11 protein-coding genes and 1 tRNA gene are annotated in these 18,552 nt (G+C 36.9%); 4 read left to right on the top strand and 8 right to left on the bottom strand.

Annotated elements, in window-relative coordinates; translation table 11 throughout:
• Positions 1-204: 204 nt before the first annotated feature.
• Positions 205-954 (top strand): DUF4369 domain-containing protein, encoded by a 750-nt coding sequence (locus ZPR_RS05660; protein WP_041578713.1) that lies wholly within the window; start codon positions 205-207, stop codon positions 952-954.
• A gap of 139 nt (positions 955-1,093) precedes the next feature.
• Positions 1,094-2,602, top strand: a complete 1,509-nt coding sequence (gene mqo / locus ZPR_RS05655) for a malate dehydrogenase (quinone) (RefSeq protein WP_013070669.1) — start codon at positions 1,094-1,096, stop codon at positions 2,600-2,602.
• A 262-nt stretch (positions 2,603-2,864) separates the two neighbouring features.
• On the opposite strand, the gene ZPR_RS05650 is transcribed toward mqo, so the two are convergent.
• From ZPR_RS05650 to idi, 4 genes are all read right to left on the bottom strand, one after another.
• Positions 2,865-2,938: transfer RNA gene (locus tag ZPR_RS05650), tRNA-Thr, on the bottom strand.
• A gap of 13 nt (positions 2,939-2,951) precedes the next feature.
• Positions 2,952-3,218, bottom strand: coding sequence for a hypothetical protein (locus ZPR_RS05645; protein WP_013070668.1), 267 nt, complete (start codon positions 3,216-3,218; stop codon positions 2,952-2,954).
• Between the two features lie 84 nt (positions 3,219-3,302).
• Positions 3,303-3,713, bottom strand: a complete 411-nt coding sequence (locus tag ZPR_RS05640; protein WP_013070667.1) for a 6-pyruvoyl trahydropterin synthase family protein — start codon at positions 3,711-3,713, stop codon at positions 3,303-3,305.
• Positions 3,713-4,228, bottom strand: coding sequence for an isopentenyl-diphosphate Delta-isomerase (idi, locus tag ZPR_RS05635; RefSeq protein WP_041578712.1), 516 nt, complete (start codon positions 4,226-4,228; stop codon positions 3,713-3,715). Before idi ends, ZPR_RS05640 begins: the two co-directional genes overlap by 1 nt.
• Before the next feature lie 162 nt (positions 4,229-4,390).
• Between idi and ZPR_RS05630 the strand changes: the two genes are divergently transcribed.
• Together ZPR_RS05630 and ZPR_RS05625 are read left to right on the top strand one after the other, a co-directional pair.
• Positions 4,391-5,980: a peptide chain release factor 3 gene (locus tag ZPR_RS05630; protein ID WP_013070665.1), complete on the top strand. Its 1,590-nt coding sequence runs from the start codon at positions 4,391-4,393 to the stop codon at positions 5,978-5,980.
• A 186-nt stretch (positions 5,981-6,166) separates the two neighbouring features.
• Positions 6,167-7,534, top strand: a complete 1,368-nt coding sequence (locus tag ZPR_RS05625; RefSeq protein ID WP_013070664.1) for an alanine/glycine:cation symporter family protein — start codon at positions 6,167-6,169, stop codon at positions 7,532-7,534.
• A 196-nt stretch (positions 7,535-7,730) separates the two neighbouring features.
• On the opposite strand, the gene ZPR_RS05620 is transcribed toward ZPR_RS05625, so the two are convergent.
• The 4 genes from ZPR_RS05620 to rpoB all read right to left on the bottom strand — a co-directional run bounded on the left by ZPR_RS05620 (position 7,731) and on the right by rpoB (position 18,438).
• The gene (locus ZPR_RS05620) at positions 7,731-9,314 is read right to left on the bottom strand and encodes a Ppx/GppA phosphatase family protein (RefSeq protein WP_013070663.1); all 1,584 of its coding nucleotides are present in this window, start codon (positions 9,312-9,314) and stop codon (positions 7,731-7,733) included.
• A gap of 122 nt (positions 9,315-9,436) precedes the next feature.
• Positions 9,437-9,751, bottom strand: a complete 315-nt coding sequence (locus tag ZPR_RS05615) for a DUF3467 domain-containing protein (RefSeq protein ID WP_013070662.1) — start codon at positions 9,749-9,751, stop codon at positions 9,437-9,439.
• 495 nt (positions 9,752-10,246) lie between these two features.
• Positions 10,247-14,548, bottom strand: a complete 4,302-nt coding sequence (rpoC, locus tag ZPR_RS05610) for a DNA-directed RNA polymerase subunit beta' (RefSeq protein WP_013070661.1) — start codon at positions 14,546-14,548, stop codon at positions 10,247-10,249.
• A gap of 77 nt (positions 14,549-14,625) precedes the next feature.
• Positions 14,626-18,438 carry a DNA-directed RNA polymerase subunit beta gene (rpoB, locus tag ZPR_RS05605; RefSeq protein WP_013070660.1) on the bottom strand — a complete coding sequence of 1,271 codons (3,813 nt, stop codon included), beginning with the start codon at positions 18,436-18,438 and terminating at the stop codon, positions 14,626-14,628.
• Positions 18,439-18,552 lie beyond the last annotated feature (114 nt).

Below are 18,552 nucleotides of genomic sequence, written 5' to 3'. Positions count from 1 at the left end.
TTAACTTTTTTTTGAAGCATCAAGATAGCTATATGAAAAGAAATAGAGCTTTAAATCTCGATGATCAAGTAAATTTCAGAAAAACCAAAACTCAGTATTGTTAACTATATTAATTAAAGAATTCCAAATTTTAAATCTTCAAATTTGATTAGAAAAATAGAAAATTATAAGATATTTGCGCTGCTTAAAAACCTATACAACACAATGAAAAAAATTAGCTTACTTTTACTTACAGTTCTTTCCATTATTGCCTGTTCACAAAAAGAAACCAATCTAAAAGTTTCCGGGAACATCAAAGGACTTAAAAAAGGTACGCTTTATCTTCAGATGATAGAAGATACATCTTTAGTAAACGTGGATTCTCTAACTATAAACGGTGATTCTAATTTCCTTTTACAGGCAAATATTGATAGCCCACAGATGATGTATTTGTATTTAAACAAAGTTGATAATTCTGAATTTGATGATCGTCTGGATTTCTTTGCTGATGAAGGAGAAACAAAAATTAATACCTCTTTGGAAAAATTTGAGTCGGATGCAAAAATAACCGGCTCTAAAAACCAGGAAAAGCTAGTGGAATATCGTAAAATGATGAGTCGTTTTAACGATAGTAATCTTGATATAATCAAAGAAAATTTTGAAGCGCAAAAAGCTGAAGACGAAGAAAAACTGATTGAATTAGATAATCGCTATGAGCGTCTTTTAAAAAGAAAATACCTTTATACGGTAAACTTTGCCTTAAATAATAAAAACCTGGAACTGGCTCCTTATTTAGCCTTATCTGAAGTGTTTGATGCAAATATTAAATATCTGGATACGATCTATAATTCCTTAGAAAAGGACGTGCAGAAATCAAAATACGGAAAACAGCTAAAGCGCTTTCTTAAAGAAAGACGAAAGGAAGAAAAATTAGAAGAAAAAATAGAAGCCGATAACGAAGAGAACAATTCTTAATCCTTCTAACAAACTAAAAATCAAAAGCCGCATCTAGCGGCTTTTTTGTTACATAACCATATGATTTTCACTACCAATCTTTAAGAGAAACTTAGTACAGGATAAAAGTGCTTTTATTAACTTTGGGAAAAAGGTGTATATGATTTCAAAACCCAATCCTAAAGATAAATACGATTTAATTTGTGTAGGCGGTGGTATTATGAGTGCTACTTTAGCACTCATGACTAAAATTATCGATCCTGATGCCAATATTATTATTTTTGAACGTCTTAAAAAAGTAGCCCAGGAAAGTACAGAGGCCTGGAATAATTCTGGTACCGGACATTCTGCTTTTTGCGAACTCAATTACACACCGCAGCAAAAAGATGGTAGTATTGATATATCCAAAGCAAAGCAAATATTTAAGCAATACGAGCAATCAAAACAGTTCTGGTCGTATTTGTTAGAAAATAACATGTTGAAAAATCCGAAAAGTTTTATTCATTCCCTACCGCATCATAGTTGGGTCACAGGACAAGATAATGTTGATTTTCTTAAAAAGAGACATGCTGAAATGACTAAAAGCTTTATGTTTTCAGCAATGAAATTTTCTGAAAAACCTGACGAACTCGAAAATTGGTTTCCGTTGATTATGAAAGATCGCAACCCCAACGAAGCTATGGCTGCGACAAGAATGGAATTGGGAACAGGAGTTAATTTTGGGAATTTAACCGAGCAATTTTTTAGAATCCTAGAAGAAGAATATAAAGTCCCAATACTGTTAGATCATGAAGTTTTGGATATCGATCCAGATGGTAAAAATGACTGGCTTGTAGAAGTAAAATACAACAAAACAGGTTATAAAACCTATTATGATAGTCAGCATGTGTTTATTGGTGCAGGTGGTGGCGCGCTCCCCCTACTCCAAAAAGTAGAGATCCAAGAAAAAGAAGGCTATGGAGGTTTTCCGGTAAGCGGACAATGGTTATTTTGTAAAAATCAGGAAGTTATAGAAAAACATCATGCTAAGGTATACAGCAAAGCCGGTCCTGATGCACCACCAATGTCTACACCACATCTTGATAGCCGCTATATCAATGGAAAAAAACAATTACTATTTGGTCCATTTGCCGGTTTCAGTACAAAATTTTTAAAAGAAGGCTCTTATCTGGATTTACCCAAATCATTAAGATTCGATAACCTGCCATCAATGTGGGGCGTATTTTGGCATAATATTCCGCTTACCAAATATTTATTGGAACAAATTAAAATGGATCATGAAGATCGCATGAATGAGCTTAGAACCTTTGTCAAAGATGCGAAATCTAACGAATGGGAATTAAAAGTAGCCGGGCAACGTGTACAAATTATCAAAAAAGATAAAGAACAGGGCGGTACCTTAGAATTCGGCACTGATGTGGTGCATTCTAAAGATGGAAAAATTACGGCGCTTTTAGGCGCATCGCCAGGTGCCTCAACCGCTGTTCACATTATGATCGATGTTTTAAAAATTGCTTTCCCAGAGAAATTAAAACAATCGGACATAAAACAAAAACTAGACGAAATGATCCCATTTTGGAACAGAGAAATTACCGAAGAAAATAAAGAAGAATTCAGAGAAATTCAGAAAAAAACATCTGAATTATTAGAGTTGGATGTCCTGCATTAAACTAGTAAAATTAGACTAGAGATAAAAGAGCATAGATAATAGAATCAGGTGTAAGAAGCAGTATTTAAGATATTATTTTAAAATAGTGAGTAGTGAGTAGTGAGTAGTGAGAAATTAGAAAATAGATTTTATAATAGAGACTTTTAATTTACCTTGAACCTTGAACCTTGAACCTTGAACCTTGAACCTTGAACCTTGAAAACTAAAGGAATCACATAAAACAAAAAACTCCTTCGAAAATTCGAAGGAGTTTTTTATTTAGAGCCGATGGAGGGACTCGAACCCACGACCTGCTGATTACAAATCAGCTGCTCTAGCCAGCTGAGCTACATCGGCATTACTCTTTTTATTAAAGAGCGTTTACTTTTTCAATAAGCTTTTCAGCTTTCGCTTCCAGTTCTTTCTCTATAGCTTTAAAATGCTGAGATTTATTCTCTACATCTTTTTGGTTGATCTTTACGATTAATTCGTCAAAATCTGCTATAGCCTCGTCAACTATGGCTTCAGTCTTCGCTTTATCCTCTTCTGGGTTAGCTTCCTGGTGAATGTATGCTGCTTCGATGATATCACCAAATACATTATTCACGTCTCTTTTCAGTAATCTTTTACTTGCCATATCGAACAATTTCGGCTGCGAATTTAAATCATTTTCTTAATATAAAAACACTTTTTCAGAAAAATTTTTATCGCTTCTAATTTTTTATTCTCCTTTGTAGCTTACAAAATTTCTAGGGGTTTCATATAATGTAACCTGTAAATCCAAATTCTCCCGTAATTTCTCTCGTAACTTGTTCCAAATCACCACCGCGATATTTTCAGCCGTAGGATTTAAAGTTTTAAATTCTTCAACCTCAACATTCAGGTTCTTATGATCAAAAGGCGTTTCTACTTCGGTATAGATTAAATCTTTTAAACGCTTAAGATCCATTACAAAACCTGTTTCTGGATCTACTTCTCCGGTAACCGACACGGTAAGTTCGTAATTATGACCATGATAATTAGGATTGCTGCATTTCCCAAAGACTTCAAAATTCTTTTCGTCGGTCCACTCCTTTTTAAAAAGTCGATGGGCAGCATTGAAATGAGCTTTTCTATGTACGGTTAGCCTCATTACGAAATATGATTATAATATTTATCAAAAATGATTTTAAACCACTCGGTATACACCCCGGGATTTACTTTCATATCTTCTTTAACGTCTTCTAAGCTTACCCACTTCCAGGCATTCACTTCCTCTGGATTAGGATGGGGATCTTCATCATATTGCCCTACAAGAATATGATCGTATTCATGCTCTGTCAACCCATTCTCAAACGGTGCTTTATAGATAAAAGAAATGGTATCTTTTAAATCTGTAGTAAACCCCATCTCTTCCATTAATCGACGTTTACCAGCTTCTATGTTCGATTCTCCTTCCCTTTGATGGCTGCAGCAGGTATTGGTCCACTGTCCTGGTGTATGATATTTAGTAAGCGCCCGCTGCTGCAACATAAGCTCACCTTTTTTATTAAACACAAAAACCGAAAATGCACGATGTAGTAATGCTTTTTCATGCGCTTCAATTTTTTCCATTAAGCCGATTTGCTCGTCTTTTTCGTTCACTAATATTACCTGATCTGTTCCCATCATAAAATTTAGAGCTCCAAATGTACAAAATCGTCTTTATCTTAAAAACAAGTATTCTGAAAGCCAAAATTCAATATTAGTCAATCAGTATTAAATAGAACGCACAATCCATGTTTAAAATTCCTTAAAATAATAGTATTTTTGCGCCTCAAATATCGGTAGATGAAAACTTTTCAGAAAGAATTACGACGTAGAAGAACATTTGGTATTATCTCTCACCCCGATGCGGGTAAAACCACATTGACTGAAAAACTCCTTCTATTTGGAGGTGCAATTCAGGAAGCAGGTGCGGTAAAATCTAACAAGATCAAGAAAGGAGCCACCAGTGACTTCATGGAAATCGAGCGTCAGCGTGGGATCTCGGTAGCTACTTCGGTTTTGGCATTTGAGTATAAGGATATTAAAATCAATATTCTGGATACGCCGGGGCACAAGGATTTTGCTGAAGATACTTTTAGAACTTTAACCGCAGTGGATAGTGTGATCGTGGTAATTGATGTAGCAAAAGGGGTTGAGGAGCAGACAGAAAAACTTGTGGAAGTTTGCCGTATGCGTAATATCCCTATGATCGTTTTTATCAATAAACTGGATCGCGAGGGTAAAGATGCCTTTGAACTTTTAGATGAAATTGAACAGAAACTGAATCTAACGGTGACTCCGCTTTCTTACCCAATTGGGATGGGTTACGATTTTAAGGGAATCTACAATATTTGGGAGAAGAACGTCAATCTTTTTACCGGTGATCCAAGAAAAGATATTGAAGATACGATAGAAATTTCAGATTTAAGTTCTTCAGAATTAGATGACCTTATAGGCAATACAGCTGCTAATACGCTTAGAGATGAGTTAGAGCTTGCCCAGGGTGTTTATCCTGAATTTGATAATAAGGCCTATCTGGAAGGCCGTTTACAACCGGTATTTTTTGGGTCGGCTTTAAATAATTTTGGCGTACGTGAGCTTTTAGATTGTTTTATTGAGATCGCTCCACCACCAAGGCCAAAAGAAAGTGATATTAGAGTGGTAGAACCTGCTGAAGATAAATTTACAGGCTTTGTTTTTAAAATCCATGCCAACATGGATCCTAAACATCGCGATCGATTGGCATTTATAAAAATTGTATCTGGTAAGTTTGAAAGAAATAAAAATTACCTTCACGTTCGTCACAACAAAAATTTAAAATTCTCTAGCCCAAATGCTTTTTTTGCTGAGAAGAAAGAAATTGTAGATACCTCTTATGCCGGAGATATTGTGGGACTTCACGATACCGGAAATTTTAAAATTGGGGATACTCTTACTGAGGGTGAAACTTTAAATTACCGCGGAATCCCAAGTTTTTCGCCAGAGCATTTTAGATACATTAACAATGCCGATCCTATGAAATCTAAACAATTAGAAAAAGGGATTGACCAGTTGATGGATGAAGGTGTAGCCCAACTTTTTGTACTAGAGTTTAACGGTCGTAAAGTTATTGGAACTGTTGGAGCTCTTCAGTTTGAAGTTATTCAATACCGTTTAGAGCACGAATATGGTGCCAAATGTACTTATGAAAATCTTAATGTCTTTAAAGCTACCTGGGTAGAAGCAGAAGACGAAAAGAGCGAGGAATTTAAAGATTTTAAACGAGTGAAGGCGAAATTTCTGGCAAAAGATAAACAGGATCAGCTGGTATTTTTAGCTGATTCCCAGTTTTCTTTACAAATGACGCAGCAAAAATACCCCTCGATTAAGTTTCATTTTACTTCAGAATTTTAGGCTCTATGCTGCTTTTCTCTCAATCGAGTTTATTGTTAAATGAAGTAAAATTGCTTACTAAACCATATACTATTATATGCCTTCCCGTTTAGGGAGTTAAAAAATAATTGCCTAAATCACGTAACTTCGTCGGAAATGACCAGGAATAGCTGTTTATTTACTATATTTTCGACATAAAGCTAAATTATGGAAAGTATCGACAAGTTTGTCGCTGATTTTGCCTCTGCGGTTTGGGGATTACCTTTAGTAATCCTGTTAATTGGAGGGGGTATATTTTTATTGATCTATTCTAAATTTTTACCTTTTCGCTATTTGGGTCATTCTATAGACCTTTTAAAAGGAAAATACGACGATCCCAACGATCCTGGTGAGATTAGCCATTTTCAGGCGTTAGCCACGGCTTTAAGCAGTACGGTAGGCATGGGTAATATTGCCGGTGTTGCTGTTGCGATTGCCGTTGGCGGTCCGGGTGCAGTTTTTTGGCTATGGATAAGTGCTATCGTAGGAATGGGCACTAAATTTTTCACCAATTCCCTGGCGGTAATGTATCGCGGTAAAGATACTGAAGGTAAAATTCAGGGAGGCGTGATGTATTTTATAACGGAAGGCTTAGGCCGAAATTGGAAATTTCTAGCTATATTTTTTAGTGTGGCAGGATTAATTGGCGCACTACCTATTTTTAACGTAAATCAACTTACCAAAGCAATCAATTCAATTTTACTGGAACCTAATGGCATTGCAACAGGAGATGTCTCTAATTTTTCTATTGGTGTAGTGTTAACCATCATTACTTCAATCGTAATTTTAGGTGGTTTATACCGTATTAGTCGTACGGTTTCAAAATTGGTACCCGCAATGGTCGTACTTTATTTTTTATCAGTAGTGGCGATTTTGGCCATCAATTTTGAACAACTTCCAAAATATCTTTCTTTAATTTTCACTGATGCCTTTGCCGCAAATAACTATAAAGGTGATCCGCTTTTTGGCGGACTTTTAGGAGGGTTGATTCTACTGGGAATTCGTAGAGGTGCATTTTCTAACGAAGCCGGTATTGGGACTGCTACAATGGCCCACGGTGCCAGCAAGACTTCACAACCAATCCGTGAGGGATTGGTAGCGATGCTTGGACCCGCTATAGATACACTCATTGTTTGTACGCTAACCGCGCTTACCATTTTGGTAACTGGTGTTTGGCAAACCAGTGAAGCCAGCGGTGTAGCTTTAACGGCTAAAGCTTTTGGAGATTCGATCCCGGTTTTTGGACCTTATTTGTTACTTATTTGTATTGCTGCTTTTAGTATTTCATCGTTGTTTTCTTATTCTTATTATGGCACCAAATGTCTTTCATTTTTAATTGGGGCAAAACACAAACACTGGTATAACTATTTTTATATTATCAGTATTATGCTTGGCGCCACTACAGAACAAAGTATTATTCTGAATCTAATTGATGGTTTCTTTGCCCTTATGGCCATACCTACTATGATCTCTACCTTAATATTGGCACCAAGGGTCTTGAAACAAGCCAAAATATATTTTAAACAATATCAGTAAATCAGGTTCTTTTTTTTAGAACAACCAGAGACCGGAGTAAACTATACCCACGAAGACAGATCTATGAGATAACTCTTAGAAAATTGCCTTGTATTTTGGTGTAAGATGATGTTGCCCAGATTGCGATATAAATACCGACCGAAAATCCAGACAATGACCAAAATAGTTTCAAAAATATCACCAGGAATTCAGCGTACTAAATTACTTCCTCTTTCGTTTCAATTTGAAAAATTTCTACCTGTTTTCCAGTCATTTTTTCTAGTAAATCGGTTTTACGGAGTGCACCCCATATTTCTAATTCGGGATCACTATGGGTACTTATAAGTAAATTTATTTTGTCACTGGTATTATTGATTTCCAGTTTTTTTACATTCTGATAATGACTTCTATCCAATCCGTCAGCAAGTCTAAGTATTGCGGAAAGTTTCTTAACTCGACGGCGTAATTTTTTACTTAGTTTCTTATAAGGTTTATGACGTTTATGTGGCGTCGATTTTCGATGATATCGTGCCACGTTAGCCATGATATTTATCTCATCCTCATTGAATCCCAACAAATCTGAATATTTAATAAGATATAACGCATGTTTATGGTGTTTTCTATAGGAAATATAATAACCAATATCATGCATTAAACTTGCGTATTCCAGCAGTTCTCTATCCTGTTCCTTAAGGTCCATTTCTTTTTTGAATACATCAAATATCTGCATAGCGAACCCTGCCACGTGCTTAGAGTGATTTTTAGCCCAATTGCATTTGCGTAATAATTCATAAACACTTCTCTGGCGTGGATTTTCAAAATTTGCGACAAGATCAAGATGAAGTTCCTCTTTTTTGTTATTAATATAATTGATAATCATCCCTTCCCTAAGGGCGCCTTCAGATATTTTAATATTTTCAATGGGGCAGTCCTCAACAAGGAATTTTAATAGTACCATTCCGGGATTGATGATATCCACACGCTTTTCTTCCAGATTTTTTTCTTTTAGTCTTCCTTTTTTGTCAAGTTTAATAAATTCATGATAAAAATCAATAAAAGAATCTTTTTTAAAAGTGAGTTCATTAAGCGTTCTTGCTGCCGTTATATCATTTCTCCCCGCTATCATCTCGGCAATATTCTCCATAGTTCCAGAAGAGCCGATAATCGTTTTTACACCATGTTGCTTAGCCAGCTCGATGACTTCAGTTAAGCTATTACTATAATGGTTTTTCAATTTCTTAATGGTATCTACTTCTATAGGATCTGAATCTACAAAGGCAGCTGCCATTCTAGCTACGCCTAGTTTTAAACTGTTATAGTAGACAAAGTCCTCGCGATTACCAATAATAAATTCAACACTACCACCACCAATATCAATCATCAGCACCATCTCATCCTCAATAACCACACTATGCTTTATAGCCAGCCCAATCATTTCAGCTTCCATTTCACCAGATATCGCCCTGATCCTTATTCCTATTTCGTCTCCTGCTTCCTTAATAAAATCGCCACCGTTTTTGGCCTCTCTAATCGCACTTGTGGCATAAGCCAGAATTTGCTCTACATTATGGCTATCACATAAAAATTTGATCCTTTTTAAAGCCTCAAGTCCACGATCCATCGCCTGCCTACTCAATCGATCTTCCATACCTTTTTCAGCAAGACTTACCATTTCTTTCAGTTTATTGACCGTACGAAAACTACCATCAGGGTAAATATCTACGAGTACTGCATGAAAAGAATTTGTCCCAAGATCTATTGCAGCTATTCTTTTAGTAGGTTGGGATGGCGATGTAGTCATATAATATTTTTCAGGTAAAAATTAAACTCATATTCATGTTCAACCTAAAGATAATCAATTATTATTTGTAAAAAGAAAAACCCACAGTTCTCGCTGTGGGTTGGTAGGATAAAAAATTTATCTTAAGCCTGTCCTGTAGGACCAAAATTCATAGGAATTGGCGTTTTTTCATAATCTTTTATTTCGCCATGTTGTTTTTCAAAACGCTCTACATTATCTGCTAGAGCTTTTAAAAATCGTTTGGCATGCTGTGGCGTGAGGATAATTCTGCTTTTTACCTTACTTTTTGGTTTTCCCGGCATGATATTCACAAAATCAACTACAAATTCTGAAATAGAATGGTTAATAATAGCAAGGTTAGAGTAGGTTCCCTCAGCAACAGCTTCATCTAGTTCGATATTAATCTGGCCTTGTTTTGGCTTCTTTTCTTCACTCATTATTTATAAAATTATACGTTCTTACGCAATGATAGGCGATGACGTGATTTTGGTATTCTTTAAGAAAAACTAAATTACGAAAAATCCCTCGAAACCATTTTACTTTTTGTTTTATATGTTGAAATGGCTTTTTAAATTTAGCCGATAACTATTTTCAAAATATAATCCATTCCTAATCTGGTTTCTTCCATCCACTAAACAAAAATAATCTAATGAGTCTTGTATAATTATCTAGACGGCAAATACATGAGCGATAAGAAGACCTCTATAAGTTAAATTTCGTAAAACTGAAACTTGTTTCAGGCTACCATATAGACTGGCTCATCGCTATAAGAGATTCTTAAATACATCCAGAATGAAATGACGTTGTAGATATTTTTTTAGACAATCGCTATCTCTAGATGGGATTCTTCTGGATTATCAAAAATAAAAAACCTCACAGTGGAGACTGTGAGGTTTTTCTTATAATAGAAATAAGTGATTTCTTATTACTCTTTAGTTATAATTAACTTCCTGCTTTTTCTCTAGCATTTCGTCAAATTCTTCTTTAGAACCTACGATGATACTATCATATTTACGCATACCTGTACCTGCTGGAATTCTATGACCAACAATTACATTTTCCTTAAGTCCTTCTAAAGAATCGATCTTACCGCTTACCGCAGCTTCGTTCAACACCTTAGTAGTTTCCTGGAAGGATGCCGCAGAGATAAATGACTTGGTTTGAAGCGATGCTCTGGTAATACCCTGAAGAACCGGAGTTGCAGTTGCTGCAACAACGTCTCTTGCGGAAGCCAGGTTTTTGTCTTCTCTACGAAGCTGAGAATTTTCGTCTCTTAGCTCTCTTAGCGATACAATTTGTCCTGGTTTAAGGTTTTCTGATTCACCAGCATCTTCGATAACCTTCATTCCGAAGATCTTATCATTCTCTTCAATAAAGTCTGATTTATGAACTAATTGGTTTTCTAAGAAGATAGTATCTCCTGGATCAACGATTCTTACTTTACGCATCATCTGACGTACTACAACCTCAAAGTGCTTATCATTAATCTTCACCCCTTGTAGTCTATAAACTTCCTGTACTTCGTTTACAAGATACTGCTGTACTGCATTTGGTCCTTTAATGTTAAGGATATCTTCTGGAGTTATAGAACCGTCAGAAAGTGGCATACCGGCACGAACATAATCATTTTCCTGTACTAAGATCTGGTTCGAAAGTTTTACTAAATATTTCTTGATCTCTCCAAATTTAGACTCAACGATAATTTCACGGTTACCACGTTTAATTTTACCAAATGAAACAACACCATCAATTTCTGAAACTACAGCTGGATTAGATGGATTACGCGCTTCAAAAAGCTCGGTTACCCTAGGAAGACCACCAGTAATATCACCAGCTTTAGATGATTTACGAGGAATCTTCACTAAAATCTTACCAACACCAATTTTTTCAGCATTGTCTACCATAAGGTGAGCACCTACCGGTAGGTTATAAGAACGAATAACCTCGTCCTTCTTACCTAAAATATGCAATGTTGGGATAAGCTTTTTATTACGGGATTCAGAAATTACTTTTTCCTGGAATCCTGTTTGCTCATCAATCTCAACCTGATAAGTAACTCCCTGTTCTACGTTTTCGTATTTTATCTTACCCGCAAATTCAGAGATAATCACACCGTTATAAGGATCCCACTGACATACTGTAGTTCCTTTAGCGATTTCCACCCCATCTTCGATAAAGATTTCAGAACCGTAAGGAATGTTGTTTGTACTTAAAACAACACCTGTCTTCTTGTCCTTAACCTTAATCTCTGCAGTACGCGAAATTACGATATCTGAGGTGCTACCATCTGGAGCTTCACCTTTTACAACTTTTAGATCATCAATTTCAGCAACACCATCAAACTTGGTAATTAGTTTGTTCTCTTCTGAAATGTTTCCTGCAATACCTCCTACGTGGAAGGTACGAAGTGTAAGCTGTGTACCAGGCTCCCCAATAGACTGAGCAGCTACAACACCTACAGCTTCCCCTCTTTGAACAAGTTTATTTGTTGCAAGGTTACGACCGTAACATTTTACACAAATTCCCTTCTTCGCTTCACAGGTAAGTGGTGAACGCACTTCTACACTTTCGATTGGTGCATTCTCTATAATTTCAACGATTTCTTCAGTGATTTCTGCTCCAGCTTCTACGATCAACTCGTCTGTAGTTGGATTATATACATCATTTAAAGAAATACGCCCTAAAATTCTTTCTCCAAGAGACTCAACAATCTCTTCGTTCTTTTTAAGCGGTCTAACTTCTACCCCTCTTAATGTTCCACAGTCTTCTTCGTTTACGATAACGTCCTGAGAAACATCCACCAAACGACGAGTTAAATAACCCGCATCTGCCGTTTTAAGTGCGGTATCCGCAAGACCTTTACGAGCACCGTGAGTAGAGATAAAGTATTCAAGAATCGAAAGACCTTCTTTAAAGTTAGAAAGAATTGGGTTTTCGATAATCTCACCTCCACCAGAGTTCGATTTTTTAGGTTTCGCCATAAGACCACGCATACCGGTAAGCTGACGAATCTGCTCTTTAGATCCACGAGCTCCAGAATCAAGCATCATGAACACCGAGTTAAATCCTTGCTTATCTTCACGAATTCGCTTCATCGCTAATTCGGTAAGGCCCGCATTTGTTGAAGTCCAAATGTCAATTACCTGGTTATAACGCTCGTTATTGGTAATAAGACCCATGTTATAGTTACCTATGATCCCTTCTACCTGCTCATTTGCCTCGTCGATCATCGTTTGTTTTTCAGCAGGGATAATAATATCACCTAAACTGAAAGATAACCCACCGCGGAATGCGAATCCATATCCAAGAGATTTAATCTTATCAAGGAATTCTGAAGTTTCAGGAACACTGGTTAATTTAAGAATCTTACCAATAATTTCACGAAGTGATTTTTTAGTAAGTACCTCATTAATATATCCCGCTACTTCTGGTACCGTTTCGTTAAACAACACTCTACCTACCGTAGACTCTATAATCTGGTATACTAACTTTCCTTCTTCATTGTAATCTTTCGCTCTAATTTTAATAGGAGCGTTAAGATCTACTCTCTTCTGGTTATAAGCAATAACCACCTCTTCAGCTGAATAGAAAGTTAAGCCTTCACCTAAAACAGGCTCTTCATCTGTAGATCGCTTAAGCTTGGTCATATAATACAGACCAAGAACCATATCCTGAGAAGGTACTGTAATTGGCGAACCATTTGCAGGGTTAAGGATGTTATGAGAAGCCAACATTAATAATTGTGCCTCTAAAATAGCCTCTGGCCCAAGTGGTAAATGCACTGCCATCTGATCCCCATCAAAGTCGGCATTAAAAGCCGTACAGGCCAATGGGTGTAATTGTATCGCTTTCCCCTCGATAAGTTTAGGCTGGAATGCCTGGATACCAAGACGGTGAAGCGTAGGAGCACGGTTTAGTAATACAGGGTGTCCTTTAAGAACATTCTCTAAGATATCCCATACCACCGGCTCTTTTTTATCTATAATCTTTTTCGCAGATTTTACTGTTTTTACAATACCTCTTTCGATTAATTTTCTAATTACAAAAGGCTTGTAAAGCTCTGCCGCCATATTCTTTGGAAGACCACATTCGAACATTTTAAGTTCTGGTCCCACAACGATTACAGAACGTGCTGAATAATCCACACGCTTACCAAGTAAGTTTTGACGGAAACGTCCCTGCTTACCTTTTAATGAATCCGAAAGGGATTTAAGCGGACGGTTAGAATCAGTTTTTACTGCTGAGGATTTTCTTGTATTATCGAATAAGGAATCTACAGATTCCTGAAGCATACGCTTTTCGTTACGTAAGATTACTTCAGGAGCTTTAATTTCCATTAGACGCTTCAAACGGTTGTTACGAATAATTACCCTTCTATAAAGATCGTTAAGATCTGAAGTGGCAAAACGACCACCATCCAAAGGCACAAGAGGTCTTAATTCTGGTGGAATTACCGGGATAACTTTCATTATCATCCACTCTGGTAAATTCTCGCGGTTTTTATTCGCGTCACGAAGTGCTTCTACAACCTGAAGACGCTTTAAAGCCTCTGTTTTACGTTGTTTTGAAGTTTCGTTATTTGCTTTATGTCTTAATTCGTATGAAAGTTCATTTAAGTCAATTCTTCTAAGAATTTCAATAAGACATTCAGCTCCCATTTTTGCGATAAACTTGTTTGGGTCGCTGTCTTCTAAATATTGATTTTCCTGAGGAAGTTCGTCTAAAATATTAAGATACTCTTCTTCAGTTAAGAAATCCATTTTCTTTAAAGGATCTCCATTCTCATTTTTTGCATTACCAGGCTGAATTACCACGTATCTCTCGTAGTAAATAATCATATCTAATTTCTTAGAAGGAAGCCCTAGTAAATACCCAATTTTATTGGGTAAAGAACGGAAATACCAGATATGAGCTACAGGAACTACCAAATTGATGTGCCCAACACGGTCTCTACGAACTTTCTTTTCTGTTACCTCTACACCACAACGGTCACACACGATTCCTTTGTAACGTATTCTTTTATATTTTCCACAGGCACATTCGTAATCCTTCACAGGACCAAAAATACGCTCACAGAACAATCCGTCACGCTCAGGTTTGTGCGTACGATAATTGATAGTTTCCGGTTTAAGAACTTCACCACGAGATTCTGCGAGGATAGACTCGGGAGAAGCTAAACCGATAGAGATTTGATTAAATCTCTGTACTGTATTCTTATCATTATTTCTAGCCATAATAAATGCTGCTATCTAATTATTGTGAAAATACTGAAAATCGGAGCGGTTTAATGGCCGCTCCGAAAAACAGTGTTTTATTCTTCTAATTTTAAATCCAGTCCAAGACCTTTCAATTCATGCATTAATACATTGAAAGATTCTGGTAATCCTGGTTCTGGCATAGGCTCTCCTTTAACGATACTTTCGTAAGTCTTAGCCCTTCCTATCACGTCATCAGATTTTACGGTTAAGATTTCTCTTAAGGTACTTGAAGCACCGTATGCTTCAAGAGCCCAAACCTCCATCTCACCAAAACGCTGACCTCCAAACTGAGCTTTACCACCAAGTGGTTGCTGAGTAATAAGGGAGTATGGCCCAATAGAACGAGCGTGCATTTTATCATCGATCATGTGACCTAATTTCAGCATATAAATTACACCTACTGTCGCTCTCTGATCAAAACGCTCACCGGTACCACCATCAAATAAATATGTATGACCAAAACGTGGAATTCCTGCTTCGTCTGTTAACTCATTGATCTTGTCTAAAGATGCACCATCGAAAATTGGAGTTGCATACTTTTTCCCTAATTTCTGACCTGCCCATCCAAGAACAGTTTCATAAATCTGACCAATGTTCATACGAGAAGGTACCCCAAGTGGGTTCAATACAATATCAACAGGAGTTCCGTCATCTAAGAACGGCATATCTTCCTGACGAACAATACGAGCAACGATACCTTTGTTACCGTGACGTCCTGCCATCTTATCCCCTACTTTAAGCTTACGTTTCTTAGCGATGTAAACCTTAGCCAGTTTTAAGATTCCAGATGGAAGCTCATCCCCTACAGAGATTGTAAACTTCTCTCTTCTTAAATTACCCTGAAGATCGTTCTCTTTAATTTTATAATTATGAAGAAGATCTGCTACAAGCGCGTTGGTATGATCATCTGTAGTCCAGGTACCCTGAGTAAGATGCGTATAATCATCAACAGAGTTTAACATCTTTAAGGTATACTTCTTACCTTTAGGAAGTACCTCTTCTCCAAGATCATTTTGAACACCCTGAGCTGTTTTTCCACCTACGATAGCAAATAACTTATCTACTAACTGAGATTTAAGCACAGCAAACTTCGCTTCGTACTTTTTCTCTAAAACAGCAACATCTTCTTTATCTTGTGCTCTCTTACGCTTATCTTTAATTGCACGGGCAAATAACTTCTTGTTAATTACCACACCACTTAATGATGGTGAAGCTTTTAAAGAAGCGTCTTTAACGTCTCCCGCTTTATCACCAAAGATCGCTCTAAGAAGTTTTTCTTCTGGCGTAGGATCACTTTCCCCTTTAGGAGTGATCTTACCAATAAGAATATCTCCCGGCTTCACTTCAGCACCAATTCTAATCATACCATGCTCATCAAGATCCTTAGTAGCATCCTCTGAAACATTAGGTATATCGTTAGTAAGCTCTTCGTTACCTAATTTAGTATCACGAACTTCTAATGAATACTCATCAATATGAATAGATGTAAAGATATCGTCTCTTACAACTTTCTCTGAAATTACAATCGCATCCTCGAAGTTATATCCTTTCCAGGGCATAAAGGCAACTTTCATATTACGTCCAAGAGCAAGTTCTCCTTTATCGGTTGCATAACCCTGACATAATACCTGACCTTTAGTTACTCTATCTCCTACACTAACAATTGGTTTAAGGTTGATTGAAGTTCCCTGGTTCGTTTTACGGAATTTAATAAGATCGTAAGTTTTAGAATCTGAATCGAAACTTACCATTCTTTCTTCTTCAGTACGATCGTATTTAATTGTAATCTTTTGTGCGTCTACGTATTCTACTTCTCCTTCTCCTTCCGCATTAATCAATACACGAGAATCTGTAGCCACTTGTCTTTCCAATCCAGTTCCCACGATTGGAGAGTCTGCTCTTAATAAAGGAACTGCCTGACGCATCATGTTAGATCCCATCAACGCACGGTTCGCATCATCGTGTTCCAAGAAAGGAATTAAAGACGCAGAAATTGATGAAATCTGGTTTGGAGCAACATCGGTATAATGTACCTCTTTAGGATCCACAACCGGGAAGTCACCTTCCATACGTGCAATTACCTTATCGGTATCAATAGTTCCGTCATCTCCCAATGGAATGTTTGCCTGCGCAATTTTCTTTCCTTCTTCTTCTTCTGCACTTAAATAAATAGGCTCTTCAGAAATATTAATCTTTCCATCCTCTACGGTTCTATAAGGTGTTTCAATGAATCCCATTCCATTAACTTTCGCATAAACAGAAAGTGAAGAAATAAGACCAATGTTAGGACCTTCAGGAGTCTCAATAGGACATAATCTTCCGTAATGAGTATAGTGAACGTCACGAACCTCGAAACCAGCACGCTCTCTGGAAAGACCACCAGGTCCTAATGCAGAAAGACGACGTTTATGAGTAATCTCAGCCAATGGGTTCGTTTGATCCATAAACTGAGACAACTGGTTGGTACCAAAGAATGAGTTGATCACAGAAGAAAGTGTCTTCGCATTGATCAAATCGATAGGTGTAAATACCTCGTTGTCACGAACGTTCATTCTTTCACGAATCGTACGAGCCATACGGGCTAAACCAACACCAAATTGCTGAGATAATTGTTCTCCAACAGTTCTAACACGACGGTTAGATAAGTGATCGATATCATCGATCTCTGCCTTAGAGTTAATTAGCTCAATTAAATATTTTACAATGGTAATGATATCTTCTTTGGTAAGCACCTGCTTATCCATGGCAACATCAAGACCAAGTTTTTTGTTCATTCTATAACGACCAACTTCTCCTAAACTATAACGCTGATCTGAGAAGAATAATTTGTCGATTATTCCACGTGCAGTTTCCTCATCTGGCGGTTCAGCATTACGTAATTGACGGTAAATATGTTCAACCGCCTCCTTTTCAGAGTTTGTTGGATCTTTTTGTAGTGTATTATGTATAATAGCATAATCACCAGTAGAATTGTCTTCTTTATGAAGAAGAATTGTTTTGGTTCCTGTTTCAAGAATTTCTTCTATATGATCCTTATCTAATTCGGTATCACGATCTAAAACAATCTCGTTACGCTCGATAGAAACAACTTCACCAGTATCTTCATCTACGAAATCTTCGTACCATGTGTTAAGCACACGAGCCGCTAACTTTCTACCTAAAACTTTCTTAAGACCTGTTTTTGAAACTTTTACTTCTTCAGCAAGATCAAAAATTTCAAGAATATCTTTATCGCGCTCAAATCCAATTGCGCGGAAAAGAGTGGTTACAGGTAATTTTTTCTTTCTATCGATATAAGCATACATAACGCTATTAATATCGGTAGCAAATTCTATCCAGGAACCTTTAAAAGGAATTACTCTGGCAGAATATAATTTTGTTCCATTTGCATGGAAAGATTGTCCAAAGAATACTCCCGGAGAACGGTGAAGCTGAGAAACTACAACACGCTCTGCACCATTAATACAAAAAGTCCCACTAGGGGTCATATAAGGAATTGTCCCTAGATAAACATCCTGTACGATAGTTTCAAAATCCTCATGTTCTGGATCTGTACAATATAGTTTCAACCTTGCTTTTAAAGGTACACTATATGTAAGACCACGCTCAATACACTCTTGAATAGAATATCTTGGTGGGTCTACAAAATAATCTAAAAATTCTAATACAAATTGGTTACGGGTATCCGTAATTGGGAAGTTTTCAAGGAAGGTGTTATAAAGGCCTTCATTTCCCCGCTCTTCTGATTTTGTTTCTAATTGAAAGAAATCCTGGAAAGATTTGATCTGAATATCCAAAAAATCTGGATAGTCAGGTCTGTTCTTTACAGAAGAGAAACTAAATCTTTCAGTTTGCTTTGCTAACATCAATGGACGGATTATAATTTATATAAAAATTGCTTGCGAAAAAAGCATTAGCTCCATATACGCAAAAGGGTTTAGACCTTCAGGAGCGTATCCTGAGGCCTAAACCTAAATAAC

This window comes from Zunongwangia profunda SM-A87 (assembly GCF_000023465.1).
In the GTDB taxonomy this organism is placed as follows: Bacteria; Bacteroidota; Bacteroidia; order Flavobacteriales; family Flavobacteriaceae; genus Zunongwangia; species Zunongwangia profunda.
This window is presented reverse-complemented; position numbering and strand designations above follow the sequence as displayed.